The sequence below is a fragment of the Pseudomonas sp. 14A genome, assembly GCF_018132745.1.
GTDB lineage: Bacteria > Pseudomonadota > Gammaproteobacteria > Pseudomonadales > Pseudomonadaceae > Aquipseudomonas > Aquipseudomonas mercuritolerans.
The window spans coordinates 97,775-123,766 of record NZ_JAGRQJ010000002.1; the positions used below are offsets into that span (position 1 = coordinate 97,775).

Consider the following 25,992-nt stretch of genomic DNA (forward strand, 5'->3'; position numbering starts at 1 on the left):
CAATCATGTTGGCTGACCCGGCGCTTTCGCGAGCAGGCTCGCTCCCACAGGTCGAGGCGGTTGCTCAATAACCCAGGCCTGCAGGTTTCAGGTACACGCCTTCGGCATTCATCGCCAGGCGGAACTTCAGAACATCACCGGCATGCAGCACGACTTCCTGCGAACCCGGTGCGAGCATGCCGGGGTTGCAACCCGGTGCCTGGCCCGGCAGCAGTTTCAGGCGCAGCGAAACCTTGCCCGGTGGCAGGTTGAACGACGTGCTCTGTTCCTGGAACAGGCGCGCCGAGAGCTGGTCCTGGATGTACACGCCGATTTCGCACGAGGTCGCCACTTCGAGGCGCTCGCGGGAAATGATCAGTACCGCGTAATCCTCGCCGGCGGCTTGCACCTGCGGTACGGCGGCGAAAAGGCTGAGCAAGCCAAACAGGCCCAAAGCTGACCAGCGCATGGCTGAATCTCCTGAATTCGAGTCATTGATGCATGCAGCTTGGCCGAGCGCGGCGCCGAATGCCAGCCCGGCAGTTTTTCGCAGAACTTGACCTTGCCATCGTGGCAAGCTCGAGACTGCCGGCAATCTCACTCAAAGGAGTTTTCCCCATGCAAGTGTTCAACGTTCAAGGCATGTCCTGCGGTCATTGCGTCAAAGCCATCACCTCTGCGGTGCAGGCCCTGGATCCGGCGGCCAGTGTGCGCGTCGATCTGGCGGCCAAGGAAGTGGGCGTCGAAAGCGCGCTGAGTGCCGATCAGGTCATCGAAGCGATCCGCGAAGAGGGTTATGAGGTGAAGCTCGTCTGAAATTGATCGTTAGCGAGCTATCGGAATGTTCAAGGCGTCCGGGCGCGGCTAGACTGTCGGGCTGCGACTTGCCCACCTGGATGCCTGATGAACTTCCGCACGATTTTGATACTCGGCGCCTTGAGCGCCTTCGGTCCTTTGGCGATCGACTTCTATTTGCCTGCCTTTCCGGCCATGGCGCTGGCGTTCGGCACCGATGAGCAGCATGTCCAGCTGACGCTGGCGGCGTATTTCCTCGGTCTGTCCCTGGGCCAATTGGCTTACGGGCCGATTTCCGATCGTTTCGGCCGGCGGCTTCCGCTGCTCAGCGGCGTTGCTCTGTTCACCCTGGCGTCACTAGCCTGCGCCTACGCGCCAAGTCTGGAATGGTTGATCGGCGCGCGCTTCGTCCAGGCACTCGGTGGTTGTGCGGGCATGGTGATTTCCCGTGCGGTGGTTGCCGACAAGTGCGACGCGGTGGGCTCGGCGAAGGTGTTTTCGCAACTGATGCTGGTGATGGGCCTGGCGCCGATTCTGGCGCCGATGCTCGGTGGTCTGCTGGTCAACACCACGGGTTGGCAGTCGATCTTTCTGGTGCTCACCGGATTCAGTGCGGCGGCGGGTCTGGCGGTGGCATTGGGGCTGCCGGAAAGCATGCCGGCCCACGTGCCGCGTCAGCCGTTGTCCGGTGCATTGCGCCAGTACGGGCGACTGGTCAAGGATTCGGTCTACCTCGGCCACGCCCTGACCGGCGGCATCGCCATCGCCGGCATGTTCGCTTACATCGCCGGTTCACCGTTTGTGTTCATCAAGCTCTACGGTGTACCCGCCGAGCACTTCGGCTGGCTGTTCGGCACCAACGCGGCGGGCTTCATTCTGGTGGCGCAGGTCAATGCTCGTTTGCTGGCCAAGCGTGGTCCGGCGTTTTTGCTGGTGCGCGCGGTGTGGGTGTACTTCCTCGCCGGGCTGACGTTGCTGGCGGTGAGCGCGATGCGTCCAGAGGCATTGTGGCCGTTGCTGATTCCACTGTTCATCTGCATCGCCAGCCTCGGCTGCATCATTCCCAACGCCTCGGCGTGCGCGATGAACGGTCAGGGCGCCCGCGCCGGCAGTGCGTCGGCGATGCTCGGTTGCCTGCAATTCAGCATCGCCGCCGCTGCCGCCGCGCTGGTGGGTGTGTTGCACGATGGCAGCGCCGTGCCGATGGCCATGGTCATCAGCCTGTGCGGTCTGCTGGTGGTGAGCGTCGCGCTGCTCACCCGGCGCTTGCAGAATGCCCGGGCGCTGGCGCAAGCCCAGGTCTGAACGCTCGACTTTGGAGCTCAGCCGGCGGCGCGCTGCTGGCTGGGTTCGGGGATCCGGTGGGGCGCGCAGAGTCGCGCTTCGAGGGTACGAGTGAAGGCCAGCGCCTCGGCTTCACTGCGAAAGGTCACGACATGCTGGTCCAGGCGCACTTGCCATTGAGACTTTGCCACTTCTTTTATCAGGATCTTCATTGCTGACCTCCCTTGCGTAAAAGATGTATCGCAGAGGCTTCGATTGTAGACCCCGATACCCGCGCAATTGTGACAAGGGTCAAGCAACCGACTGACGGCAAAAAGCCCCGCAACCGCTCTGGCATCACGAGCGGTTGCGAGGCTTTATTTTTTTAGAAACCTTCTAAAACAATTTTCCCCTTGGCCTTGCCGCTTTCCAGCAGCTCATGGGCGCGGCGCAGGTTGGCCGCATTTATCGCGCCGAAGTGCTCGCCCAAAGTCGTCTTCAAAGTGCCGGCGTCAATCAGCTCTGCGACGCGGTTGAGCAGCTTGTGCTGTTCGATCATGTCCGGCGTTTCGAACAGCGAGCGGGTGTACATGAACTCCCAATGCAGCGACAGGCTCTTGCGCTTGAGCAGGCTGATGTCGAGGGACTTCGGATCGTCGATCAGCGCCAGCTTGCCTTGCGGTGCGAGGGCTTCGACCAGTTGTGCCAGATGCTGATCGGTCTGGGTCAGGCTGGCGACGTGGGTCACGCTGGCGATGCCGGCGCGCTTCAATTCTTCGCTCAGCGGCTGGCTGTGATCGATGACCAGATCGGCACCGAGTTCACTGACCCAGTCACGGGTTTGTGGGCGCGAAGCGGTGCCGATGACTTTCAGACCGGTCAACTGTTTGGCCAATTGGGTCAGGATCGAACCCACGCCGCCCGCCGCACCAACGATCAGCAGGCTCTGGCCTTGATCATTGCTGCCTTCGCTGATTTGCAGGCGCTCGAAGAGCAATTCCCACGCAGTGATCGCGGTCAGCGGCAGCGCAGCGGCTTCGGCAAAACCGAGGGACTTGGGCATGTGGCCGACGATGCGCTCATCGACCACGTGCAACTCGCTGTTGCCACCGGCCCGGGCAATCGAACCGGCGTAAAACACCTTGTCACCGGCCTTGAACAGGGTGACGTCGCTGCCGACCGCCTTGACCACACCGGCAACGTCCCAGCCCAGCACTTTCGCCGCGCCGTTTTCCGGCGCCACGTTCTGCCGCACTTTGGTGTCGACCGGGTTGACCGAGATGGCTTTGACTTCCACCAAGAGGTCGCGCGGGCCGGCGACCGGTTCTGGCAGTTCAATGTCTTGCAGGGACTTGGCGTCGCTGATCGGCAGGGACGCGTAATAGGCAATGGCTTTCATAAGTGGCTCCGTACAGTTGATAGAAGGAGTAATCAGGCAATCGCGCCGAGACGTTTGAGCTGGAAGTGTTCGATGGTGTGGCCGGCGCTGGCCTGAAACTTCTGAAAATGCGCGCTGGCGTTGTGCGCCTCAAGAATCTCGTCACTGGCCCACTGTTCGATCACATAAAAAACCTGCGGATCGGCAAGGTCGCGGTGCAGGTCGTACTGGCCACAGCCCGGCTCGGCGCGGCTCGGTTCGACGAGGGCACGCAGGGCCTGTTCGAGGACGTCCTGCTGACCGGGTTTGGCGGTCAGGGTGGCGATAGCGGTAAAGGGCTGGGACATGCGCGGACTCCAGAATCGGGATGAATTGATGGAGGCCATCATTGGCTATTTCTCTGCGCGATAAAACCAGCTAAAAGAGCAGTCTCTTTCAATATTTTTTTGATAATCGAGGCTGCGCATGTTGCGTTTTGATGACTTGCAGTTGTTTGTTCGCGCGGCGGATCTGGGCAGCCTGTCGGCGGCGGCTCGGGTGATGGACATGTCTGCGGCGGTGGCCAGCGCGGCCTTGAAGCGCATCGAGCAGCAACTCGGTGCGCGGCTGCTGGCGCGGTCGACCCGCAGCCTGCGCCTCACCGCCGAGGGCGAAGGCTTCCTCGAATATGCCCGCGCCGCCCTGAGCAATCTCGACGAGGGGCGTCGACTGCTCGCCAGCGGTCAGGATCAGGTCAGCGGGATTCTGCAACTGTCGGCGCCTTCGGATTTCGGGCGCAATCTGCTGCTGCCGTGGCTCGACGCGTTTCAGCGTGAGCACCCTAAGCTGACGGTGCGCCTGCTGCTTGGCGACCGCATCGCCGACCTGTTCCGGCAGCCGGTGGACATCGCCCTGCGCTATGGCGAGCCGGAGCACTCCAGCCTGATCGCCTTGCCCATCGCACCGCACAATCGCCGCGTGTTGTGCGCATCTCCTGACTATCTGGCCCGGCATGGCGAGCCGCGCCAGCTCGAGCAACTGGCCCAGCACAACTGCCTTCTGTACATGCTCGGCAGCCGCGTCCACGACCACTGGAGTTTTCACGATGGCAAGCGCGAAGTCGGCCTGACCGTGAGTGGCGACCGCTTCAGCGATGACGCCGACGTCGTGAGATTATGGGCGTTGGCCGGTGCCGGCATTGCCTACAAATCCTGGCTGGACGTCGGCACCGATGTGCTCGCCGGGCGCCTCAAGGTGCTGATGCCGGAACTGCTGTGTGAGCGCGCACCGCTGAATCTGTTGTGCGCCCATCGCGCACAATTGAGTAAGCCGGTGAACCTGCTGAGGGAGATGCTCGCCAGTCGTTGCGCCGAATTGAGTAGTCAATTTCCCGCTTTTCTCAAAGTCGATCATTAGTCGCAGGCAAATAGAGAAATTTCTGTCAGGAACAATCGCCACCTGCGCAGGCCCAGGCGCAGGACGTCTGGCTTAACCCGCTTATACTAGCGCCCGCCTCATGCCTGCACTGACACCGGCGCGCAGACCCCGTAACGCGTTGCCGGCTTTTGGTGACGGTTGCTACTTCTGCTGCCAGGTTGTGTGCCGGAGCAGCTGGTGTCGGTGGCATCCCTTGCTCCGATCCAGGGCGATATTCGCGTGTTGGCCGATGCCCTATAAGCGGCCAAGATGTCTCCGAGCGGTAGACGATACGATTCAACAGGGAGTGAACATATGGAACATGCACCGTGCATCAGCCAGATCGCGACATTGCTGGCCGACCCCAAGCGCAGCGCGATGATGTGGGCGTTGATGGATGGCTCGGCGCGGCAAGCCGAAGAGCTGGCGCTGCTGGCCGGGCTCTCGCCGTCGTCGGCCAGTGCGCATCTGGGGCGATTGTCCGCAGGGGGTCTGTTGAACGTCGAAATGCGTGGGCGCAAACGCTTCTTTCGCCTGGCAGCGCCGGAAATCGGCGCGGCGATCGAAGCTTTGGCCAGCGCCACCATTGCCAGCGCGCCACGACAAGTGCCCGCTGCGCTGAAACGCACCATGCCGATGGTCAGGCCGCAGGCGGCGCCGTCTTCGCTGTTGCGCGCGCGGTTCTGCGACGACCATCTGGGCGGCACCCTGGCGGCCGACCTGTATCAGCGTCTGCTCGATGCCGGCTGGATCGAACAGCTTGAGCAGCGGGTGGTGGTGACGCACAAAGGCTCCACCCAACTGGCGCAGCGCGGTGTGTTCATCCAGGCCCTGGCCCACCGCAACGTGCAGGTCGCCTGCGCCTGCCCGGACTGGAGCGAGCGGCGTCCGCACATGGGCGGCTCACTGGGTGCGGCGCTGTTGCAGTTGTTCATGCAGTCCGGCTGGCTGACCTTGCCCAACGATTCCCGCGCCTTGCAGTTGACCGCCACCGGTCAGCGCGAAATCCATCGCTTTGCCAAGGAAACCGAGCTGGAAACAGCATTCTAGAGCGCTGCTCTGCAATGAGCTGGCGGGCAGCGTCGCGCACGACTGTGAACAGGTCGCATCCAGTACGACCTCCGAATGACCATCACGCACACTCGATCCGGGGAATTTCCGGATGGGGGAGCGCAACATGAATACACAACACTTCAGTGCGGCTGAGCGCCTGGAACGGCTGCCGCTCAGTGGTTATCACCGCGTCATTTTCATCATCATTGCGCTGGCGTTTTTCTTCGACTCCATGGATCTGGCGATGATGACTTTCCTGCTCGGCTCGATCAAAGCCGAGTTCGGCCTGAGCAGTGCGCAAGCCGGCCTGCTCGCCAGCTCAAGCTTTTTCGGCATGGTGCTGGGGGCGTCGTTGTCGGGAATGCTCGCCGACCGCTTCGGGCGCAAACCGGTGTTTCAGTGGAGCATCGTGTTGTGGGGCGTGGCCAGTTATCTGTGTTCGACGGCGCAGACGGTGGAGACGCTGACGCTGTTCCGCATCCTGCTGGGTATCGGCATGGGCATGGAGTTTCCCATCGCGCAGTCGATGCTGTCGGAGTTGATTCCGGCGCAACGACGCGGGCGCTACATCGCCCTCATGGACGGCTTCTGGCCGCTGGGGTTTGTCGCGGCGGGCGTGCTTTCGTACTTCCTGCTGCCGCTGATTGGCTGGCGCGATATCTTTCTGGTGCTGGCGGTGCCGGCGGTATTTGTCCTGGCGATCCGCTTTTTCATCCCTGAGTCACCGCGATGGCTGGAACAGGCCGGGCGTGACGCCGACGCGGACAAAGTGTTGAACGGCATTGAAGCGCGGGTGCGTGCTTCGCTGGGCGGTGCGGCGTTACCGGAACCGGTTCGTTTGCCACGCACGGTGACGCCACCGGGCAATTTCTTCTCGGCGCTCAAGCAGATCTGGTCGCCGCAATATCGCCAGCGCACGACGATGATCTGGAGTCTGTGGTTCTTCGCATTGCTGGGTTTCTACGGGCTGACTTCCTGGCTCAGCGCATTGCTGCAGCAGTCGGGTTTCGCCGTGACGCAATCGGTGTATTACACGGTGCTGATCTCGCTCGGCGGGATTCCCGGCTTCCTCATGGCGGCATGGCTGGTCGAGCGTTGGGGGCGTAAACCGGTGTGCATCGTCACCCTGCTCGGCGGCGGGGGGATGGCGTTTCTGTATGGGCAGAGCGCGGTGTTCGGCGGCAACGTGGCGCTGCTGATCGGCACCGGATTGTTGATGCAGTTTTTCCTGTTCGGCATGTGGGCGGTGCTCTACACCTACACGCCGGAGCTGTACCCGACTTCGGCACGGGCAACCGGCTCGGGATTCGCCTCGGCGATCGGCCGCGTCGGCTCGCTGCTCGGGCCACTGGTGACCGGGCTGGTGTTCCCGATTACCGGGCAGGGCGGGGTGTTCGCGCTGGGCGCGGCGTGCTTTGCGATTGCGGCGGGCGTGGTGTGGCTGTTCGGGATGGAGACGCGGGGCAAGACGCTGGAAGAGCTTACCGAGTGAACATCGATATGAATGTGGGAGCGAGCCTGCTCGCGAAAGCGGTGTTTCATCCAACGAAAATGTTGACTGATACTCCCTCTTCGCGAGCAGGCTCGCTCCCACATTGGTTTTGCGGTGTTGCTTACGGTTTTACCAACCGCGCATCCAGGCTGTTCTGCGCCAGGCGCTTGGCCTGATCCTGGGTCATGCCCAGATGCTCGTGCAGCGCATGGAAGTTCTCGGTCACGTACCCGCCGAAATACGCCGGGTCATCTGAGTTCACCGTGACCTTCACGCCGCGCTCGAGCATGTCGAGGATGTTGTGCTGCGACATGTGATCGAACACGCAGAGCTTGGTGTTCGACAGTGGGCACACGGTCAGCGGGATCTGCTCGTCGATGATCCGCTGCATCAGGCGCTCGTCTTCGATGGCGCGCACGCCATGGTCGATGCGCTGGATTTTCAGCAGGTCGATGGCTTCCCAGATGTACTCCGGGGGGCCTTCTTCACCAGCGTGGGCGACGGTGAGAAAGCCTTCGTCGCGGGCGCGATCGAAGACGCGTTTGAACTTGCTCGGCGGGTGGCCCATCTCGGAACTGTCGAGCCCGACCGCGACAAACGCATCACGGAACGGCAGCGCCTGATCGAGGGTTTTCTGCGCTTCGTCTTCGCTGAGGTGGCGCAGGAAGCTGAGGATCAAACCGCTGCTGATGCCCAGTTGCGTCTCGCCATCCTTGAGGGCGGCGGCGATGCCGTTGAGCACCACTTCGAACGGGATGCCCCGGTCGGTGTGGGTTTGCGGATCGAAGAACGGTTCGGTATGAATCACGTTCTGTGCTTTGCAGCGCAGCAGGTAGGCCCAGGTCAGGTCGTAGAAATCCTGCGAGGTGCGCAGCACATCGGCGCCCTGGTAATACAGGTCGAGAAATTCCTGCAGATTGTTGAAGGCGTAGGCCTTGCGCAGGGTTTCGACGTCGCTCCACGGCAGGGCGATCTTGTTGCGTTCGGCCAGGGCGAACAGCAGTTCAGGCTCCAGCGAACCTTCCAGATGCAGGTGCAGTTCGGCTTTGGGCAGGGCGTTGAGCCAGTCGTACATAGTCTTTTCTCATCAGGTGCAATGCCGGCATTCTACAGAGGCTGGCCGCAACAATTGGCAAAACCTGACCAGGTGATCGATCAAACCGCCTCTTGCTCGCGACGATAGGCATAGGTATCGGCGAAGCGCGACAGCAGGAATTGCGCACAGGTGGTGGTCGGATATTTCGCCGGATGCTGTGCGTCCTGGCAACCGGGCAGGCATTCGATGCGCGTGTCCGGGTGCGGTTCGGCGAAGAACGGCATCGAATAGCGATCCACACCCAGCGGGCTGATCACCCGGTGCGGCGTCGAGCGATAACGGTCGTTGCTCCAGCGCGCCATCATGTCGCCGAGGTTGACCACGAACGTGCCGTCGATCGGTGGCGCGTCGATCCATTCACCATTGACGTTCTTCACCTGCAAACCGCCGGCGCTGTCCTGATAGAGCAGGGTGATGCAGCCGTAATCGGTATGGGCTCCGGCGCCTTGTTGCTCGGCGGAGCTGGCGGTGTGACGCGGCGGATAATGGATCATGCGCAACACGCTGACCGGGTCGACAAAGCGCGAATCGAAGAAGTCGCGCTCGATGCCCAGCGCAATGGTCATCGCCCGCAACAGGGTTTGCGCCAGCGCCTGCATGTCGAGGTAGTGCTGCTCCATCAGGGCTTCCCAGCCGGGTTGCGCCGGATGCCGATTGGGGCCGCGCAAGGGTTTCTCCGCGAGCACCTCGGGATGCTCGGCCGGCAAGTGCAGGCCCATGTCGAAGGTTTCCTTCAGATCGCTGGGTTTGTCCGGGTCCAACTGCTCGGTGGCAATCGCACCGTAGCCGCGATGGTGGCGGGTCTGAGTAATGTCGATCTTCAGTTTTTCTGCGGCGGGCAATGCAAAGAAGCGCTGGGCGTGATCGAGCAGGGCGTCGATGCGCTGCGCAGAGATCGGATGGCCCTTGATGTAGAAAAAGCCCCATTCGCGACAGGCTTGGTCGATTTGGTCGGCCACCGCAGGCCAGGCGTTTTCGTCGTCGCTATAGAGCGGGCTGATATCAATGATCGGAAGCTGATCCATACACAATCCTTGAATACGCTGTGTTTCCAATGTGGGAGCGAGCCTGCTCGCGAAGAGGGAGTGTCAGACAACATTTTTGTTTAATGACACACCGCTTTCGCGAGCAGGCTCGCTCCCACAGGGTTCTGTGTGGTGAATCGGGGGACTACTTCGGCATCTCGGCCTTCATGCCCTCAACGTAATAATTCATCGAAGCCAGTTCCGCATTGGTCGCGCTCACGCCCGCGGGGATTTTTTCCACACCGGCCTGATCCTTGATCGGCCCGGTAAACGGCTGCAATGCGCCGCTCTTGATGTCGGCGATCAATTGCTCGGCTTCGGCTTTCACCGGCGCCGGCACCAGATCGCTGATCGGCAGTTCCACTGTGCCTTCCTTCAACCCGCCCCAGTAATCCTGGGATTTCCAGGTGTGATCGATCACGCTCTGCGTCGCTTGAATGTAGTGCGGCGCCCAGTCGTTGACGATCGAGGTCAGCACCGCTTTGGGGCCGAAGTGGGCCATGTCCGAGGCATAGCCCACGGCATACACGCCGCGCCGTTCGGCAGCCTGGATCGGCGCCGGGCTGTCGGTGTGCTGGAACACCACGTCGACACCCTGATCGATCAGCGCGTTGGCGGCGTCGGCTTCCTTGCCCGGATCGAACCAGGAGTTGACCCACACCACTTTGATTTCGGTGCCAGGGTTGTACTTGTTCAAGGCCAACTGGATGGCGTTGATGTCGCGGATCACTTCCGGAATCGGGAACGAGGCGACGTAGCCGATCTTCTTGGTCTTGGTCATCTTCGCCGCGAGGAAACCGCCGACGTAACGGCCCTCGTAAGTGCGCGCCAGGTAGGTGCCGAGGTTCTTGTCCTGCTTGTAGCCGGTTGCGTGTTCGAAAGTGACCTTGGGGAATTGCTTGGCGACTTTCACTGTCGGGTTCATGTAGCCGAAAGACGTGGTGAAGATCAGGTCATATTTGTCCTTGGCCATGTTGCGGATCACCCGCTCGGCGTCGGCGCCCTCGGCGACGTTTTCCACGTAGTTGGTGGTGATCTGCGTGCCGAGTTTTTCCGCCAGGGCCTTGCGCCCCTGTTCGTGCTGATACGTCCAGCCGTGGTCACCGATCGGGCCGATGTAGACGAAACCGACCTTCAGCGGATCGGCAGCGCTGGCGCTCAGGCTGATTCCCAGACCGATGGCGGCGTACAGCAGTTTGTGCAGCGGACGTATTGGCATGAACCCGAACTCCATTTTGTTGTGTGTGCCCAGGGCCAATGCAAATTGCTGACCAACAGGACAACAAACACATTTGAAAACGCGGCGCGGCCTTCGCGAGCAGGCTCGCTCCCACAGGGACGCATTTCAATGTGGGAGCGAGCCTGCTCGCGAAGAGGCCGGCAAGGCCAATAAAAGTGCATGCCTGAATCCAGCTGCCATCGCGTGGTGCGCAAAGATGTAACGAAACGTTAGCGCCGCGCGGCAGTCAGTAGCTTCATCAGCTCTTTTCGGCAAAAGGCCCGTCATGCTCTCGATCCTCAAACAAGAAAGCTTCCTGCTGCTGGCAGTCCTTGCCGCGTGCGTCGCTTATCCACTGGAACATTGGATGCTGCACAGCGGCCAGATCGTCGCGCTGGGCGGCGGCCTGCTGCTGATCGCCTTTATCGTCGCCGCTTCGATGCGCGTCGCCCATCACGCCGAATTGCTCGCGGAAAAGGTCGGCGATCCCTACGGGACGATGATCCTGACATTGTCGGCGGTGCTGGTCGAAGTGGTGATCCTGGCGATCATGATGAGCAACGAAGCCTCGGCGACGCTGGTGCGCGACACGATCTATTCAGCGGTCATGCTCGACATCAACGGCATCCTCGGCCTCGCCGCACTGATGGGCGGGATCAAACACGGCGAGCAGTCCTACAACGACGACTCGGCGCGCAGCTACAGCGTGATGATCCTCACTGCGATGGGCGTGTCGATGGTGGTCCCGGAGTTCATTCCCGAGGCCAACTGGAAGATGTATTCGGCGTTCACCATTGGCGCGATGATGGTGCTCTACGCGCTGTTCCTGCGCATGCAGGTCGGCCCGCACAGTTACTTTTTCAGCTACAGCTATCCGGACAAACGGCGCAAGAAGGAGCCGGTCGAGCAGGAGCCGAAGCCGGTCAGCCTGGCGCTGTCGATCGGCATTCTGGTGTCGGGGGTAGTGATCATCGGCGCACTGGCCGAGGTGATGTCCAAGACTCTCGATCTGGGCCTGGAAGGCACGGGCGCGCCGCCGGTGATCACGGCGATTCTGGTGGCAGCGATTTCCGCCGCGCCGGAGATTCTCACCGCACTGCGTGCGGCACTGGCCAATCGCATGCAGTCGGTGGTCAACATTGCGATGGGCGCGTCACTGTCGACGGTGATTCTGACCGTACCGGTGATGGAAGCGATGGCGCTGTACACCGGCCAGCCGTTTCAAATGGCGATGACCCCAGTGCAAACGGTGATGATCTTCATCACCCTGATCGTCAGCGCGATCAACCTCAATGACGGCGAGACCAACGCCATTGAGGGGATGACGCACTTTGTACTGTTTGCCACGTTCATCATGCTGTCGCTACTGGGCCTTTAGGGCTGACAGATACCCATGTGGGAGCGAGCCTGCTCGCGAAAACGGTGTGTCATCCAACAAACATGTTGTCTGACACTCCTTCTTCGCGAGCAGGCTCGCTCCCACAGTTTTGAACGGCGGTGAGTCAGGTCCCGGCGATCAGTTGGCGAGCGGCTTGACTGTGATCGGCGATCAAACCTTTCAGATCCAACCCTTCAACCTGACCACCAACCACACGCCACTTGCCGCCAATCATCACTCGATCCGCCCGATCCGCGCCGCACAACAACAGCGCCGAAATCGGATCATGGCTACCGGAGAAGCGCAGTTCATCGAGCTTGAACAACGCCAGATCCGCCTGTTTGCCGACGGCAATTTCGCCAATGTCGGTGCGGCCCAAAAGGCTCGCCGAACCCTTGGTCGCCCAGCCCAGCACGCGCTCCGGGGTGATCTTTTCGGCGCCGTAGCGCAGGCGCTGGATGTACAGGGCCTGACGCGCTTCGAGGATCATGTTCGAGGCATCGTTGGACGCCGAACCGTCGACGCCAAGGCCGAACAGCGCGCCGGCGTCGGTCAGCTCGATGCTCGGGCAGATGCCGGACGCCAGGCGCATGTTCGAGCTTGGGCAGTGGCAGATGCCGGTACCGGCCTGGCCGAGGCGGGCGATTTCGTCGGGGTTGAAATGGATGCCGTGGGCCAGCCAGGTACGTGGGCCGAGCCAGCCGACGCTGTCCAGATAATCGACGGTGCGCAGACCGAAACGTTGCAGGCAGAAGTCTTCTTCATCAAGGGTTTCAGCGAGATGGGTGTGCAGACGCACATCGAGTTTGTTCGCCAGATCAGCGCTGGCCGACATGATTTCCGGAGTCACCGAAAACGGCGAACACGGCGCCAGGGCGATCTGGATCTGCGCGCCGTCGCCACGCTCGTGGTACTCGTGAATCAGCCGCTGGCTGTCGTCAAGAATCACCTGGCCTTCCTGCACTGTCTGCTGCGGAGGCAGGCCGCCGTCCTTCTCGCCAAGGCTCATCGAGCCGCGCGTGAGCATGGCGCGCATACCCAGTTCACGCACCGTTTCGACCTGCACGTCGATGGCGTTTTCCAGACCGTCCGGGAACAGATAGTGATGGTCGGCAGCGGTGGTGCAACCCGAGAGCAGCAATTCGGCCAGCGCCACTCTGGTGGCGAGGGCGAGTTTTTCCGGGGTCAGCCGCGCCCATACCGGGTACAGGGTTTTCAGCCACGGGAACAGCGGCTGATTGACCACCGGCGCCCAGGCGCGGGTCAGGGTTTGATAGAAGTGATGGTGAGTGTTGATCAGGCCCGGCAGGACCACATGCTCGCGGGCATCGAACACTTCATTGCACGGCGCCGACGGCTGCTGACCGGCAGCGAGCACTTCGACGATCACACCGTCTTGCACGACTAGACCGCCACGGGCATCAAGCTCGTTGGAGGTGAAAATGGCGAGGGGATTTTTTAACCAGGTACGGGTCGCAGGCATTGTGGCCGGCTCCTCTGAAAGTTGGGTTCAGGGTTGCCAGCTCAGTGTTGCCCTGTCTGCTGATCCAGGGTCGCCGCGAAGGACGAGGCGCGCAGTTTCAAACAAATCGCAGCGCCGGGCAAGCGCCACCCGACCATTCACCATCATCCCCCTGTGGGAGCGAGCCTGCTCGCGAAGGCGTCATGTCAGTCGATACAGATTTACCTGACAGATCGTATTCGCGAGCAGGCTCGCTCCCACATCGGGATTTTCAGTGCTTACCAGGCAATCGTTTCACCCTTGTAATTGACGAAGTGATGCCCGCCCTTGCCGGTAAACGCATTGACCTGATCGATCAGCCCGCGAGTGCTGGTCTCTACATCCAAGTCAGCACCTTCGCCGCCCATGTCGGTCTTCACCCAGCCCGGGTGCAACGACAGTACGGTGAGTTTCTGTTCACCCAGTTGCGTGACAAAACTGTTGGTCATCGAATTCAGCGCCGCTTTGCTCGCCTTGTACAACGCCAGCTCCGGCGCGTCGGGCATGGTCACGCTGCCGAGCACCGAACTCATGAACGCCAGCACGCCGCTGCCGTCGCGGATCTGCCCGACGAAACGCTGAGCCAGATTGATCGGCGCCACCGCGTTGGTGAAAAACAGTTGCCCGACCTCGGCCAGGGTCGCGCCGCCCGGGGTCTGTACTTCCGGGCCTTTGACCCCGGCGTTGACGAACAACAGGTCGAAGGTTTCGCCCTTGAGTTTCTGGCTCAGAGCGATCACCGCTTGCTGATCGTCCATGTCGAGCTTCTCGATGCGCACGTCACCCAGCGCTTGCAGCGCCTCGGCCTTCTGCGGATTGCGCACCGTCGCGGTGACCTGCCAGCCATCGCCCAGCAGAGTCTTCACCAGACCGAGGCCCAAGCCGCGGGAGGCGCCGATGATCAGTGCGTTTTTTGCCTGAGACATGATGGGTTTCCTTGAAAGTCAGCATTCAGGATTCAATGGACACGCCTGACCGCGCCACAGTTGCAGCGCTTGGCGAAAAACAGGCTTTGATCCCGGAGCATACTCCAGGCTTCTTGAGTTTCTCGAGGGTGTTTGATCAGAAATAGTTGTGGGTCGTGGTCCAGGTGTTGCCGGTGCGGACGCCTTCGCGAGCAGGCTCGCTCCCACATTTGCCCGCGTTCACTCAGATCCCCTGTGGGAGCGAGCCTGCTCGCGAAGAGGCCCGCTCTGACAACGATCAGTGTCCCGATTGCCACGGCTGCCCCAACGAAACCGGCGCATACAACCGAGTGCGCACGGCATCGCGGGAGAGCAGCACCAGCACCAAAATCGTCGCCACATACGGCAGCATCGCCAGCAGGCTCGAAGGAATCGCCAGTCCTAGCCCCTGCGCCACCAAATGCAGGATGCTGGCGAGGCCGAACAGATACGCCCCGAGCAGCAAGCGCCACACCCGCCAACTGGCAAACACCACCAGCGCCAAAGCGATCCAGCCGCGCCCTGCGGTCATGTTTTCCGCCCACATCGGCGTGTAGGCCAGCGACAGATACGCCCCGGCCAGCCCGGCCATTGCTCCGCCGAACAACACCGCCAAGGTGCGTACGGTCAGCACCGGCAAGCCCATGGCGCTGGCCGCATCCGGGTTTTCACCGACCGCTTGAATGATCAGGCCGACACGACTTTTGACGATCACCCACGCCACCAGCGCAAACAGCGCAAACGACAGATACACCAGCAGATCCTGGGCAAACAGCATCCGCCCGATCAGCGGGATCTCACTCAGATACGGAATCGCCAAAGGCTCGAAACCTGCCAGCGGCTTACCCACCCAGGCCGCGCCGACAAATGTCGACAGGCCCACGCCGAAGATCGTCAGCGCCAGCCCGGTGGCGACCTGATTGGCGTTGAACACCAGCGCGACCAGGGCAAACAGTGACGACAACAACATCCCGGCCAGCATCGCCAGCAGCACACCCAGCCACAGGTTGCCGCTGTTCAGCGCGACGATAAAACCGATCACCGCACCGAACAGCATCATGCCTTCCTGGCCGAGGTTGAGGACGCCGCTTTTCTCGCAGATCAACTCACCCAATGCCACCAGCAGCAGCGGCGTGCCGCAGCGGACCATCGCGTAGAAAATATTGCTCAACAGATCGATATCCATCACAGCGCTCCGGCGGTTACGGCAGGGGTCGAGGCGCGCCGGGTCCAGCGCAGTTTCAGGCGTGGCCGATAAAGAATCAGCACGTCGCAGGCGAGCAGGAAAAACAGCATCATGCCCTGGAACAATTGGGTGATCGCTTGCGGCAGATTGAGCGACATCTGCGCGCTCTCGCCGCCGATGTACAGCAGCGCCATGAGCAGACTGGAGAACAGAATGCCAAGCGGATTCAACCGTCCGAGAAACGCCACGGTGATCGCCGCGTAGCCATAGCCCGGCGACACCTGGGGCACCAGTTGGCCGATCGGCCCGGTCACTTCGCAGACCCCGGCGAGTCCGGCCAGACCACCGCTGATCAACAGCGCCAGCCAGATCAGGCGCTTCTCGCGAAAGCCGACAAAACCTGCCGCACGCTTGTCCAGCCCGAGCACTTTGATCTGGAAGCCGATAAAGCTTTTCTGCAACAACACCCACACCACAACCAGCGCGAGCAGGGCGAAATACACGCCGGCATGCACGCGGCCGTCCTCCAGCAGCAGCGGCAAACGACTGGCGTCGCCGAACATCGCCGACTCGGGAAAATTGAAGCCCGCCGGATCTTTCAACGGCCCGTGCACGCAGAACAGCAGCAGGTTCAGCGCGATGTAGTTGAGCATGATGCTGGTGAGGATTTCGTTGGCGTTGAAGCGCGTGCGCAGCCATGCGGTGAGCCCGGCCCATGCGGCGCCCGCCAGCGTCCCGGTCAGCAGAATCAGCACCAGCGCCCAGCGACTTTGCATGTCGATAACGTTCACTGCCAGAGCACTGCCGGCCAAGGCGCCAAGTAGAAGTTGGCCTTCGGCGCCGATGTTCCAGATCCGCGCCTGATAGGCCACGGCCAGGCCGAGTGCGCAGAGTAGAATCGGCAGCGCCTTGACCAGCAATTCAGACACGCCATACAAATCGCTGACGGGCGCGATCAGCAGCGTGTGCAAGGTTTGCAGTGGGTCGTGGCCCAGCGCGATGAACAACAGCGAGCCGCAGCCGAGGGTCAGCGCCGCCGCCAATAACGGCGAGCACCACAGCATCAAGCGCGATTGCTGGCCACGGGGTTCGAGGGAAAGCAGCATGTTGAAACTCCGTTAAACCGAGGCGGTGCGGGGTGAGTGATCGAACTGGCCGGCCATCCACGCGCCGACATCGCTCAGTTGTGTAAGGCCGGTGTCTTGCAGTGCCGACAGACGCCCGCCGCACAGCGCGCCGAGACGATCGCTGATCTGGAACAGCTCATCGAGGTCTTCGGAAATCACCAGAATCGCCGCGCCGGCATCGCGCAGGGCGATCAACGCGCGATGGATGGTGGCGGCGGCACCGACGTCGACGCCCCAGGTCGGGTGCGCGGCGATCAGCAGTTTCGGTTGCTGAAGAATTTCCCGGCCGAGGATGAATTTCTGCAAGTTGCCGCCCGAAAGGCTGCGCGCAGCGGTTTGCGTGTCCGGGGTCTTCACGCCGAAACGCTGGATGATCTGCTGCGCGAGCGCTTCGACTTTGCCGCGTTGAATCAACCCGTGGCTGACCAGTCCTTGCTGAAAAGCACTGAGCAGAGCGTTATCGGCCAGACTCAACTCCGGCACCGCGCCGTGGCCGAGGCGTTCGGCCGGCACGAAGGCCAGACCGAGTTTGCGCCGCGCGTCCGGGCGCAGATCGGCAACGTTTTTCTCTGCGAAGCGCAGGGTCGCCGCCTGCGCGCGCGGCAAGGGCTGTTCGCCGCTGAGCAGGGCGAGCAATTCATCCTGACCATTGCCCGCGACCCCGGCGATGCCGACGATTTCACCGCTGCGCACTTGCAGATCGATGTCGGTCAGCGAGCAACCGAACGGATCCGGGTTGTGCCAGCTCAAACCCTGCACCTGCAGAAACGCCGCGCCACCGCTGACCTTCGGATACTCGCCAATCAATCCCGCCGCTTCGCCGACCATCAGTTGTGCCAGTTGCTGATCCGTACATTGCGCCGGCAGGCAATGCCCGGCTACCCGACCGCCGCGCAGCACCGTGGCGCTGTGGCACAAGGCGCGCACTTCACCGAGCTTGTGGCTGATAAACAGAATGCTGCAGCCCTCATCGGCGAGGCGACGCAGGGTGATGAACAATTCGTCCGCCTCTTGCGGCGTCAGCACCGAGGTCGGCTCGTCGAGAATCAGCAGGCGGATGTCCTGCATCAGGCAACGGATGATTTCCACCCGCTGGCGCTCGCCGATCGACAGGCTGTGGACAAGTCGCTCCGGTTCCAGCGCCATGCCGTAATGCCGCGATACTTCGCGAATCTTCGGCTCCAGTTGCTTCGGCGTGCCGGCCGCCGCGCCCATCGCCAAGGCAATGTTCTGCGCGACGCTGAGGGTTTCGAACAGCGAGAAATGCTGGAACACCATGCCAATGCCCAACTGCCGCGCCTGCGCCGGATTGCGCATCTGCACGCGCTGCCCCTGCCAGAGCATTTCACCGCTGTCGCACTGGGTGACCCCGTAAATGATCTTCATCAACGTACTTTTGCCCGCGCCGTTTTCACCGAGCAGGGCATGGATTTCACCCGGCGCGATGCTCAGGTCGATGGCGTCGTTGGCCAGACAACCGGGGTAGCGTTTGCTGATCTGGCGCAGTTGCAGGCGCGGCGGGGAAGGGGCGATGGACATGACAGGCTCGACTGACTTGGAGTTGTGCCTGTGGATAAAGCAATTTCCTGGCCATTGAGTCAGGAACGCTTGCGGAGCCGGTCCGCAAGTGCCGACAGCAGCGCATCGGCGGGCGTTTTGTCTTTGGATCAAGCACCAATTCAGCGCAAAGCCATTGAACAGGCTCCAGTTTTGCCCGCTTGCAGTTGGTTAAAAAACGAGCAACTGCCTGGGAGCCAGACAGATCCAGCGGCTGCGGCGGTCATGAACGGCTTATCCACAGGTTGCTCCACAGTAATTGTGCGCAAGCGCCGAGGGTGGGCATAAGCACTGCGATGCTTTGTTCTAATGGTGATAAACGAAGATAACTGTTTGTTTTTACGCTGGATTTCCCTTTCGTCGGGTCAATTGAACGAAAATTGAACAAATCGCGCAAAGCCGCATGACAGAAGGGTTACAGCGGTGTGTGCTCAGGTTATCCACAGTCGGGTGCACAGCAGGTGTGGGCAAGTCATGAGTTTATGAAAGTACGAGTGATGCCCCAAAAAGATCGCAGCCTTCGGCAGCTCCTACAATTGGAATGCGATCCCCTTGTAGGAGCTGCCGAAGGCTGCGATCTTTTGATCTTCCACTCTCAACGCTGCAACAAAATCCGCCCACGGCTCAGATCAGCCAACTGACTCTGCAACAATTCGATCTGCGCTTCCCCCACCGCCAGCTTCAATTCAACGCCATTGGCCGTGAAGTTCTCCTCCACCACCAACCCACCCAGATCCGCCACGCGCAACTTCACCAGCGCCAACTCGGCAAATCCGCAGGCGCAACTCAGCGACACGCGGCTGATCAGCTCGACTTTCTGCGCCGCTTGCAGGCACTTGTTGGCGCCACCGCCATAGGCCCGGGCCAAACCGCCGGTGCCCAGTTGAATGCCGCCGTACCAGCGAATCACCAGCACCGCGACCTGATCGCAGTCCTGCGCTTCGATCGCCGCCAGAATAGGGCGTCCGGCGGTGCCGCCGGGTTCGCCATCGTCAGTGCTGCGGTATTGCGCGCCGAGTTTCCACGCCCAGCAATTGTGCGTGGCATTCAAATCGCTGTGCTGCTCGAAAAACGCCTGCGCATCGGCGGGGCTGCTGATCGGCGTCGCCAGAGTGATAAAGCGGCTTTTGCGAATCTCTTCGCGGTACTCGCAAAAACCGCTGAGGGTGAAAGGCATAAACGTCTTATAGAGAAGGAGTGAGGCCGCAGCCTTTGAGAATGATGCGGATCAGGTTGTTGCCGGCGTCTTCCATGTCCTGCTTGGTCAACTTGCTGCGCCCGGTGACGCGGCAAATCTGCGTGGCGAAGTCGGCATAATGCTGGGTGCTGCCCCACAGCAGGAAGATCAGGTGCACCGGGTCGACCGGGTCCATTTTGCCCGCATCGATCCATGCCTGAAACACCGCCGCGCGCCCGGTGAACCAGGTGCGGTAATCCTGATTGAAATATTCGCTCAGGCATTCGCCGCCGCTGATCACTTCCATGGCAAAGATTCGCGAGGCCTGTGGCTGGCGCCGGGAGAATTCCATCTTCGCGCGGATGTAGCGGGTCAGCGCTTCGGCCGGGTCATCCTCGGCAGTGAGGGTGTTGAAGGTGCTGTCCCACAACTCGATGATGTTGCTCAGCACCGCCACATACAAACCGAGCTTGTTGGTGAAGTAGTAATGCAGGTTGGCCTTGGGCAGCCCGGCATTCTGCGCGATGGTGTTCATGCTGGTGCCTTTGAACCCGTGACGGGCGAACTCGTCTTCGGCGGCTTTGAGAATGGTCTCTTCGTTCTTCTGACGAATGCGGCTGGCGGGTTTGCCGCCGTGGGCTGGGACTTCAAAGGTCATAGGCACTTCCGGGATTGTCTGTGGGTGCAACCAGTTGCGTTGATAGCGCACCCACAGGCATCCGACAAGTCCTTGCGCGGAAAAACAGTTACGCCTGTTCGATCTTGTTCAATGACGCGGGGCTTTTTGCCTCAGCGGTTTTGCCTTCCGGCAACAACAGACACAGGACGATTGCCGTCAGCCCGCCGCTTGTGATCGCCGAGTCGAACAGGTTCTGCACCAGTTTCGGCAGCAGGTGCAGCAGGTTCGGTTGCGCGGCGATGCCGAGGCCGACGCCGAACGAAGTGGCGATGATCAACATGCTGCGCCGGTCCAGCGGCGACTGCGCGAGAATGCGCACGCCCGCCGCCGCCACTGCGCCGAACATCACCAGCGTTGCGCCGCCCAGCACCGGTTTCGGAATCTGTTGCAGCACCGCACCGATCATCGGGAACAGGCCGAGGCAGAACAGGATCGCGCCGATGTACAGGCCGACGTAGCGGCTGGCAACGCCGGTCAATTGGATCACGCCGTTGTTCTGCGCGAACGTTGTGTTGGGGAAGGCGCTGAAGGTCGCCGCGATCATGCAACTGACACCATCACCGAGCACGCCACCGCGCAAGCGGCTTATATAAGAAGGGCCGCTGATCGGTTGGCGGGCGAGCATGCAATTGGCGGTGAGGTCGCCGACGGTTTCGATGGTGCTGATCAGGTAAATCAGTGCGACCGGCAGGAAAGCGGTCCAGTCGAAGTTGAATCCGAACTTGAACGGCGTAGGAAAACTCACCAGCGGCAAGTCAGGCAACGGCTGCGGGACCAGTTTCCCGCTGAACCACGCCGCGAGGCTGCCGAGCACCAGTCCGATGATGATCGCCGACAGTCGCACCCACGGCGTATTCGAGCGGTTGAGCAGAATGATCGTCAGCAGCACGAACACGCCCAAGGCCAGATTGCCCGGCGCGCCGAAGTCCGGCGCGTTGAAGCCGCCACCCAGATCGGTGATGCCGACCTTGATCAGGCTGATGCCGATCAGCGTGATGACGATGCCGGTCACCAGCGGTGTGACCACTCGGCGCAACTGACCGATGAAACGGCTGAGCACGATCTGCACGATTGCGCCGAAAAAGCACACGCCGAAAATCATCGCCAGAATATCTTCCGGGCTGCCGCCGCGCTGCTTGACCAGAAACCCGGCCGACAGCACCGCACCGAGAAACGCGAAACTGGTGCCTTGCAGACAGATCATCCCCGCGCCAATGCCGAACGGTCGCCGCGCCTGGATAAAGGTACCGACGCCCGAGACCATCAGCGCCATGCTGATCAGGTACGGCAGATGCGCGGTCAGCCCGAGCGCCGAGCCGATGACCAGCGGCGGGGTGATGATGCCAACGAAACTGGCGAGCACATGTTGCAGTGCGGCGAGAATGGCGGCGAGTGGTTTGGGGCGGTCGTTGAGGCCGTAGATCAGTTCACTGGACGAATCGGAATCTGGCTGCATGGGCTTTGGCTTCTTGTTGAAGGACGAGTAGCCTTTCTCTGCAAAAAACTGTCCACTTGCTCAACTTTCTGAAGCAACGACTCCCAAAGGTAGGAGCTGCCGAAGGCTGCGATCTTTTGATCTTGCTTTCAGCGCGTAGCCGCCAGACTCTCCAAAAAGCTTTCCAGCACCAAATGAGGGCGCCGCCCCTTGCGCGTGACCGATGCCAGACTCAAATCGTAAAAACGCGTGCCGGCCTTGAGCGCACGCAAGCGCCCCTGCTGCACCCAAAGATTGGCGTAGTGATCCGGCAGGTAACCGATGTAGCGTCCGGTCAGAATCAGAAATGCCATGCCCTCACGGTCAGAGGCACTGGCGGTGCAGTTGAGCGCCTGGTAGTGCGCCTGAATCTCTGCCGGCAAACGGAAGGTCGGCGCAATCGCGTCCTGACTGTCGAGGCGTTGATCATCGAGTTGCTTGTCGTCGACATAAAACAGCGGATGACCCACCGCGCAATACAGCAGCGAACGCTCGCTATACAACGGCTGATATTCCAGTCCCGACAAGGCGCTGGCCTGCGGCACCACGCCAACGTGCAGGCGCCCGTCGAGCACACCTTGTTCGACTTCGTTCGGCGCAATCATGCGAATCTGGATCTGCACATCCGGCCCGCGTTCCTTCAACTGCGCGAGGGCGTGGGTGATGCGCATGTGCGGCAGGGTGACCAGATTATCGGTCAGGCCGATGATCAATTCACCGCGCAAGTGTTGATGCAGACCGTTGACCTCGGTGCGAAAACTCTCCAGTGCACTCAACAGCTGTAGTGCCGACTGATACACCTCACGACCTTCCTCGGTCAGCGAAAATCCGGCCCGGCCACGCTGGCACAAGCGCAAGCCGAGGCGCTGTTCCAGATCGCTCATCTGCTGGCTGATCGCCGAGCGCCCGATGCCGAGCACGGTTTCCGCTGCGGAGAAGCCGCCACACTCCACGACACTGCGAAAAATCCGCAGCAGGCGAATATCAAAATCACTGACCTGGGCCAGTGGATCGGCGCGGCGGCTGCTCATTTTTTGTTCTCTTTGTTTAGCGATGATCTAACTGAAGGTTAGAAGAGTTGGATTTCACCGACTTTATCGCCGTGGCAATTTAGCTGCAACAACGCTTTCCATCTCCCTGACGCTTATGCCCTGCGAGGTTTTGCCCGATGAACATGCCTGAAAACGCGCCGTCGCCACTGGCCAGCCAACTGAAGCTGGACGCGCACTGGATGCCGTACACCGCCAACCGCAACTTTCAGCGCGACCCGCGTCTGATCGTCGGTGCCGAAGGCAGTTGGCTGTTCGATGACAAGGGCCGCAAGATCTACGACTCGCTGTCCGGTCTGTGGACCTGCGGCGCCGGGCACACCCGCAAGGAAATTCAGGAAGCCGTTGCGAAACAGCTGGGCACCCTCGATTACTCGCCGGGTTTCCAGTACGGCCATCCGTTGTCGTTCCAGTTGGCAGAGAAAATCACTGAACTGACCCCGGGCAATTTGAACCACGTGTTCTTCACCGACTCTGGTTCCGAGTGCGCCGATACTGCGGTGAAAATGGTCCGTGCCTACTGGCGCCTGAAAGGCCAGGCGACCAAGACCAAAATGATTGGCCGTGCCCGTGGCTACCACGGTGTGAACATCGCCGGCACCAGCCTCGGCGGCGTCAACGGCAACCGCAAGCTGTTCGGTCAGGCGATGATGGATGTCGATCACCTGCCGCACACACTGCTGGCGAGCAACGCGTTTTCCCGTGGCATGCCGGAGCAGGGCGGTATTGCTTTGGCCGATGAGCTGCTCAAGTTGATCGAACTGCACGACGCTTCCAACATCGCTGCGGTGTTCGTTGAGCCGATGGCCGGCTCTGCCGGGGTATTGGTTCCGCCGCAGGGTTACCTCAAGCGTCTGCGCGAGATCTGCGATCAGCACAACATCCTGCTGGTGTTTGACGAAGTGATCACCGGATTCGGTCGCACCGGTTCGATGTTTGGCGCCGACAGCTTTGGCGTGACTCCAGACCTGATGTGTATCGCCAAGCAAGTCACCAACGGCGCGATCCCGATGGGCGCGGTGATTGCCAGCTCCGAGATCTACCAGACTTTCATGAACCAGCCGACGCCGGAATACGCCGTGGAATTTCCCCATGGCTACACCTATTCGGCGCACCCGGTGGCTTGTGCCGCCGGCCTCGCAGCACTCGATCTGCTGCAAAAGGAACACCTGGTGCAGAGCGTCGCCGAAGTCGCGCCGCATTTTGAAAACGCGTTGCACGGTCTGAAAGGCTCGAAGAACGTCATCGACATCCGCAACTACGGCCTGGCCGGCGCGATCCAGATTGCCGGGCGTGACGGTGATGCCATCGTGCGTCCTTTCGAAGCGGGCATGGCCTTGTGGAAAGCCGGGTTCTACGTGCGCTTCGGCGGCGACACCCTGCAGTTCGGCCCAACCTTCAACAGCAAGCCGCAAGACCTCGATCGTCTGTTCGACGCGGTCGGCGAAGTGCTGAACAAGCTCGACTGATTTTTCCCTCTATATATACCTACACAAACGGGCGCTCCTTTGCGGGTGCCCGTGGACAAGAATTCAGGAGTGTTCGATGAGTGTTATCCCGCATTTGATCAATGGCGAACTGGTGACCGAGAACGGTCGCGCGGTGGATGTGTTCAACCCGTCTACCGGCCAGGCGATCCACAAACTGCCATTGGCCAGTCAGGCCACCATTCAGAAAGCCATCGATGCTGCCAAGGCTGCGTTCCCGGCCTGGCGCAACACGCCACCGGCCAAACGCGCCCAAGTGATGTTCCGCTTCAAGCAACTGCTGGAGCAAAACGAAGCACGCATCTCGCAGCTGATCAGCGAAGAGCACGGCAAGACCCTGGAAGACGCTGCCGGTGAATTGAAGCGCGGTATCGAGAACGTCGAGTTCGCCTGCGCCGCCCCGGAAATCCTCAAGGGCGAGTACAGCCGCAACGTCGGCCCGAACATCGATGCCTGGTCGGACTTCCAGCCACTGGGGATTGTTGCCGGTATCACCCCGTTCAACTTCCCGGCCATGGTGCCGCTTTGGATGTACCCGCTGGCGATCGTCTGCGGCAATTGCTTCATCCTCAAGCCATCCGAGCGCGATCCAAGCTCGACGCTGCTGATCGCTCAACTGCTGCTGGAAGCCGGGCTGCCGAAAGGCGTGATGAGTGTGGTCCATGGTGACAAGACGGCGGTGGACGCGTTGATCGAAGCGCCGGAAGTCAAAGCGCTGAGCTTCGTCGGTTCGACGCCGATTGCCGAATACATTTACGCCGAAGGCACCAAGCGCGGCAAACGCGTTCAGGCACTGGGCGGCGCGAAGAACCACGCGGTGTTGATGCCGGATGCCGATCTCGACAATGCGGTCAGCGCACTGATGGGCGCGGCCTACGGTTCCTGCGGCGAACGCTGCATGGCGATCTCGGTGGCCGTGTGTGTTGGCGATCAGGTCGCGGACGCGCTGGTGGCGAAACTGGTTCCGCAGATCAAAGCGCTGAAAATCGGTGCCGGTACTTCTTGCGGCCTGGACATGGGGCCGTTGGTTACCGGTCAGGCGCGTGACAAGGTCAGCGGTTATGTGGATGACGGTGTGGCGGCGGGCGCGACCCTGGTGGTCGATGGTCGTGGTCTGAGCGTGGCCGGGCATGAAGAAGGCTTCTTCCTCGGTGGCTGCCTGTTCGACAACGTCACTCCAGAGATGCGCATCTATAAAGAAGAGATCTTCGGGCCGGTGCTGTGCGTGGTGCGGGTGAACAGCCTGGAAGAGGCGATGCAACTGATCAATGATCACGAATACGGCAACGGCACCTGCATCTTCACCCGTGACGGCGAAGCGGCGCGGCTGTTCTGCGATGAGATCGAAGTCGGCATGGTCGGCGTCAACGTGCCGCTGCCGGTGCCGGTGGCTTATCACAGCTTCGGCGGCTGGAAGCGTTCGCTGTTTGGCGACCTGCATGCGTATGGTCCGGACGGCGTGCGCTTCTATACTCGTCGCAAGGCGATCACCCAGCGCTGGCCGCAGCGTGCGAGCCATGAAGCTTCGCAGTTCGCATTCCCTAGCTTGTAAGTAGCTGGATATGCAGAAGGCCGACCTTGATAGGTCGGCCTTCGCGTTTTCGGGGCTTTTTGACCGATATGACAGAAATATGAAAATAGGTGTTGACGGCAGATTCCAGAGGTCTATAATTCGCCCCACTTCCGGCGCAGTCGAAACGGAAAACTCCTTGAGAATCAAAGAGTTACGCAGTTTTCG

The 25,992-nt window shown here is 61.1% G+C and carries 24 protein-coding genes; 8 read left to right on the top strand and 16 right to left on the bottom strand.

The genetic code is table 11. The features are described from left to right. Positions 1–64: 64 nt before the first annotated feature. Positions 65–448 (bottom strand): hypothetical protein, encoded by a 384-nt coding sequence (locus PS14A_RS02635; protein ID WP_024011458.1) that lies wholly within the window; start codon positions 446–448, stop codon positions 65–67. 149 nt (positions 449–597) lie between these two features. Between PS14A_RS02635 and PS14A_RS02640 the strand changes: the two genes are divergently transcribed. Continuing rightward, positions 598–795 carry a cation transporter gene (locus PS14A_RS02640; protein ID WP_212615235.1) on the top strand — a complete coding sequence of 66 codons (198 nt, stop codon included), beginning with the start codon at positions 598–600 and terminating at the stop codon, positions 793–795. An 87-nt stretch (positions 796–882) separates the two neighbouring features. Further along, positions 883–2,079, top strand: a complete 1,197-nt coding sequence (locus PS14A_RS02645; protein ID WP_212615236.1) for a multidrug effflux MFS transporter — start codon at positions 883–885, stop codon at positions 2,077–2,079. A 17-nt stretch (positions 2,080–2,096) separates the two neighbouring features. On the opposite strand, the gene PS14A_RS02650 is transcribed toward PS14A_RS02645, so the two are convergent. The 3 genes from PS14A_RS02650 to PS14A_RS02660 all read right to left on the bottom strand — a co-directional run bounded on the left by PS14A_RS02650 (position 2,097) and on the right by PS14A_RS02660 (position 3,762). Continuing rightward, positions 2,097–2,270: a hypothetical protein gene (locus PS14A_RS02650; protein WP_016771823.1), complete on the bottom strand. Its 174-nt coding sequence runs from the start codon at positions 2,268–2,270 to the stop codon at positions 2,097–2,099. A 152-nt stretch (positions 2,271–2,422) separates the two neighbouring features. Beyond that, a complete protein-coding gene (locus PS14A_RS02655) occupies positions 2,423–3,436 on the bottom strand; it encodes a zinc-binding alcohol dehydrogenase family protein (RefSeq protein ID WP_212615237.1) in 1,014 nt (337 codons plus the stop codon). A gap of 32 nt (positions 3,437–3,468) precedes the next feature. Then, the gene (locus PS14A_RS02660; protein WP_130912905.1) at positions 3,469–3,762 is read right to left on the bottom strand and encodes a putative quinol monooxygenase; all 294 of its coding nucleotides are present in this window, start codon (positions 3,760–3,762) and stop codon (positions 3,469–3,471) included. Between the two features lie 118 nt (positions 3,763–3,880). Here PS14A_RS02660 and PS14A_RS02665 point away from each other — a divergent pair, with 118 nt between their 5' ends. The 3 genes from PS14A_RS02665 (at position 3,881) to PS14A_RS02675 (ending at position 7,355) form a co-directional block, all read left to right on the top strand. Next, a complete protein-coding gene (locus PS14A_RS02665) occupies positions 3,881–4,810 on the top strand; it encodes a LysR family transcriptional regulator (protein ID WP_212615238.1) in 930 nt (309 codons plus the stop codon). A 315-nt stretch (positions 4,811–5,125) separates the two neighbouring features. After that, on the top strand, positions 5,126–5,860 hold the full coding sequence (locus PS14A_RS02670; RefSeq protein WP_130912903.1) for a helix-turn-helix transcriptional regulator: 735 nt from the start codon (positions 5,126–5,128) through the stop codon (positions 5,858–5,860). A 127-nt stretch (positions 5,861–5,987) separates the two neighbouring features. Next, positions 5,988–7,355 (top strand): MFS transporter, encoded by a 1,368-nt coding sequence (locus PS14A_RS02675; RefSeq protein ID WP_212615239.1) that lies wholly within the window; start codon positions 5,988–5,990, stop codon positions 7,353–7,355. 121 nt (positions 7,356–7,476) lie between these two features. Here the strand turns inward: PS14A_RS02675 and PS14A_RS02680 are convergent, their stop codons facing one another. The 3 genes from PS14A_RS02680 to PS14A_RS02690 all read right to left on the bottom strand — a co-directional run bounded on the left by PS14A_RS02680 (position 7,477) and on the right by PS14A_RS02690 (position 10,695). Then, entirely contained in the window at positions 7,477–8,430 is a 954-nt protein-coding gene (locus PS14A_RS02680) for an adenosine deaminase (protein ID WP_024011466.1), read from the bottom strand. 80 nt (positions 8,431–8,510) lie between these two features. Beyond that, positions 8,511–9,476, bottom strand: a complete 966-nt coding sequence (locus PS14A_RS02685; RefSeq protein WP_212615240.1) for a 2-oxoglutarate and iron-dependent oxygenase domain-containing protein — start codon at positions 9,474–9,476, stop codon at positions 8,511–8,513. A 145-nt stretch (positions 9,477–9,621) separates the two neighbouring features. After that, positions 9,622–10,695: a BMP family ABC transporter substrate-binding protein gene (locus PS14A_RS02690; protein WP_016771815.1), complete on the bottom strand. Its 1,074-nt coding sequence runs from the start codon at positions 10,693–10,695 to the stop codon at positions 9,622–9,624. Between the two features lie 286 nt (positions 10,696–10,981). Here PS14A_RS02690 and PS14A_RS02695 point away from each other — a divergent pair, with 286 nt between their 5' ends. Next, positions 10,982–12,073, top strand: a complete 1,092-nt coding sequence (locus tag PS14A_RS02695; RefSeq protein WP_130912899.1) for a calcium:proton antiporter — start codon at positions 10,982–10,984, stop codon at positions 12,071–12,073. A gap of 124 nt (positions 12,074–12,197) precedes the next feature. On the opposite strand, the gene PS14A_RS02700 is transcribed toward PS14A_RS02695, so the two are convergent. The 9 genes from PS14A_RS02700 to PS14A_RS02740 form a co-directional block, all read right to left on the bottom strand. Continuing rightward, the gene (locus PS14A_RS02700) at positions 12,198–13,556 is read right to left on the bottom strand and encodes an 8-oxoguanine deaminase (RefSeq protein ID WP_212615241.1); all 1,359 of its coding nucleotides are present in this window, start codon (positions 13,554–13,556) and stop codon (positions 12,198–12,200) included. 257 nt (positions 13,557–13,813) lie between these two features. Further along, positions 13,814–14,500: an SDR family oxidoreductase gene (locus PS14A_RS02705; protein ID WP_212615242.1), complete on the bottom strand. Its 687-nt coding sequence runs from the start codon at positions 14,498–14,500 to the stop codon at positions 13,814–13,816. 277 nt (positions 14,501–14,777) lie between these two features. Next, entirely contained in the window at positions 14,778–15,704 is a 927-nt protein-coding gene (locus PS14A_RS02710) for an ABC transporter permease (protein WP_130912896.1), read from the bottom strand. Then, positions 15,704–16,810, bottom strand: coding sequence for an ABC transporter permease (locus tag PS14A_RS02715; protein ID WP_130912895.1), 1,107 nt, complete (start codon positions 16,808–16,810; stop codon positions 15,704–15,706). The genes PS14A_RS02710 and PS14A_RS02715 overlap by 1 nt, the downstream gene beginning before the upstream one ends. A gap of 12 nt (positions 16,811–16,822) precedes the next feature. Then, entirely contained in the window at positions 16,823–18,370 is a 1,548-nt protein-coding gene (locus PS14A_RS02720) for an ABC transporter ATP-binding protein (RefSeq protein WP_212615243.1), read from the bottom strand. A 613-nt stretch (positions 18,371–18,983) separates the two neighbouring features. Continuing rightward, entirely contained in the window at positions 18,984–19,565 is a 582-nt protein-coding gene (locus PS14A_RS02725) for a YigZ family protein (RefSeq protein WP_212615244.1), read from the bottom strand. A gap of 7 nt (positions 19,566–19,572) precedes the next feature. Further along, positions 19,573–20,223 (bottom strand): TetR/AcrR family transcriptional regulator, encoded by a 651-nt coding sequence (locus tag PS14A_RS02730; RefSeq protein WP_016771809.1) that lies wholly within the window; start codon positions 20,221–20,223, stop codon positions 19,573–19,575. A gap of 88 nt (positions 20,224–20,311) precedes the next feature. After that, positions 20,312–21,700 carry a nucleobase:cation symporter-2 family protein gene (locus PS14A_RS02735; protein WP_212615245.1) on the bottom strand — a complete coding sequence of 463 codons (1,389 nt, stop codon included), beginning with the start codon at positions 21,698–21,700 and terminating at the stop codon, positions 20,312–20,314. Positions 21,701–21,828: 128 nt separating this feature from the next. Then, positions 21,829–22,749 (bottom strand): LysR family transcriptional regulator, encoded by a 921-nt coding sequence (locus PS14A_RS02740; protein ID WP_016771807.1) that lies wholly within the window; start codon positions 22,747–22,749, stop codon positions 21,829–21,831. A gap of 137 nt (positions 22,750–22,886) precedes the next feature. On the opposite strand from PS14A_RS02740, the gene PS14A_RS02745 reads away from it, so the two are divergent. Both PS14A_RS02745 and PS14A_RS02750 read left to right on the top strand, forming a co-directional pair. Further along, positions 22,887–24,236, top strand: coding sequence for an aspartate aminotransferase family protein (locus tag PS14A_RS02745; protein ID WP_212615246.1), 1,350 nt, complete (start codon positions 22,887–22,889; stop codon positions 24,234–24,236). A 76-nt stretch (positions 24,237–24,312) separates the two neighbouring features. Next, entirely contained in the window at positions 24,313–25,806 is a 1,494-nt protein-coding gene (locus tag PS14A_RS02750) for a CoA-acylating methylmalonate-semialdehyde dehydrogenase (protein ID WP_103306253.1), read from the top strand. Positions 25,807–25,992 lie beyond the last annotated feature (186 nt).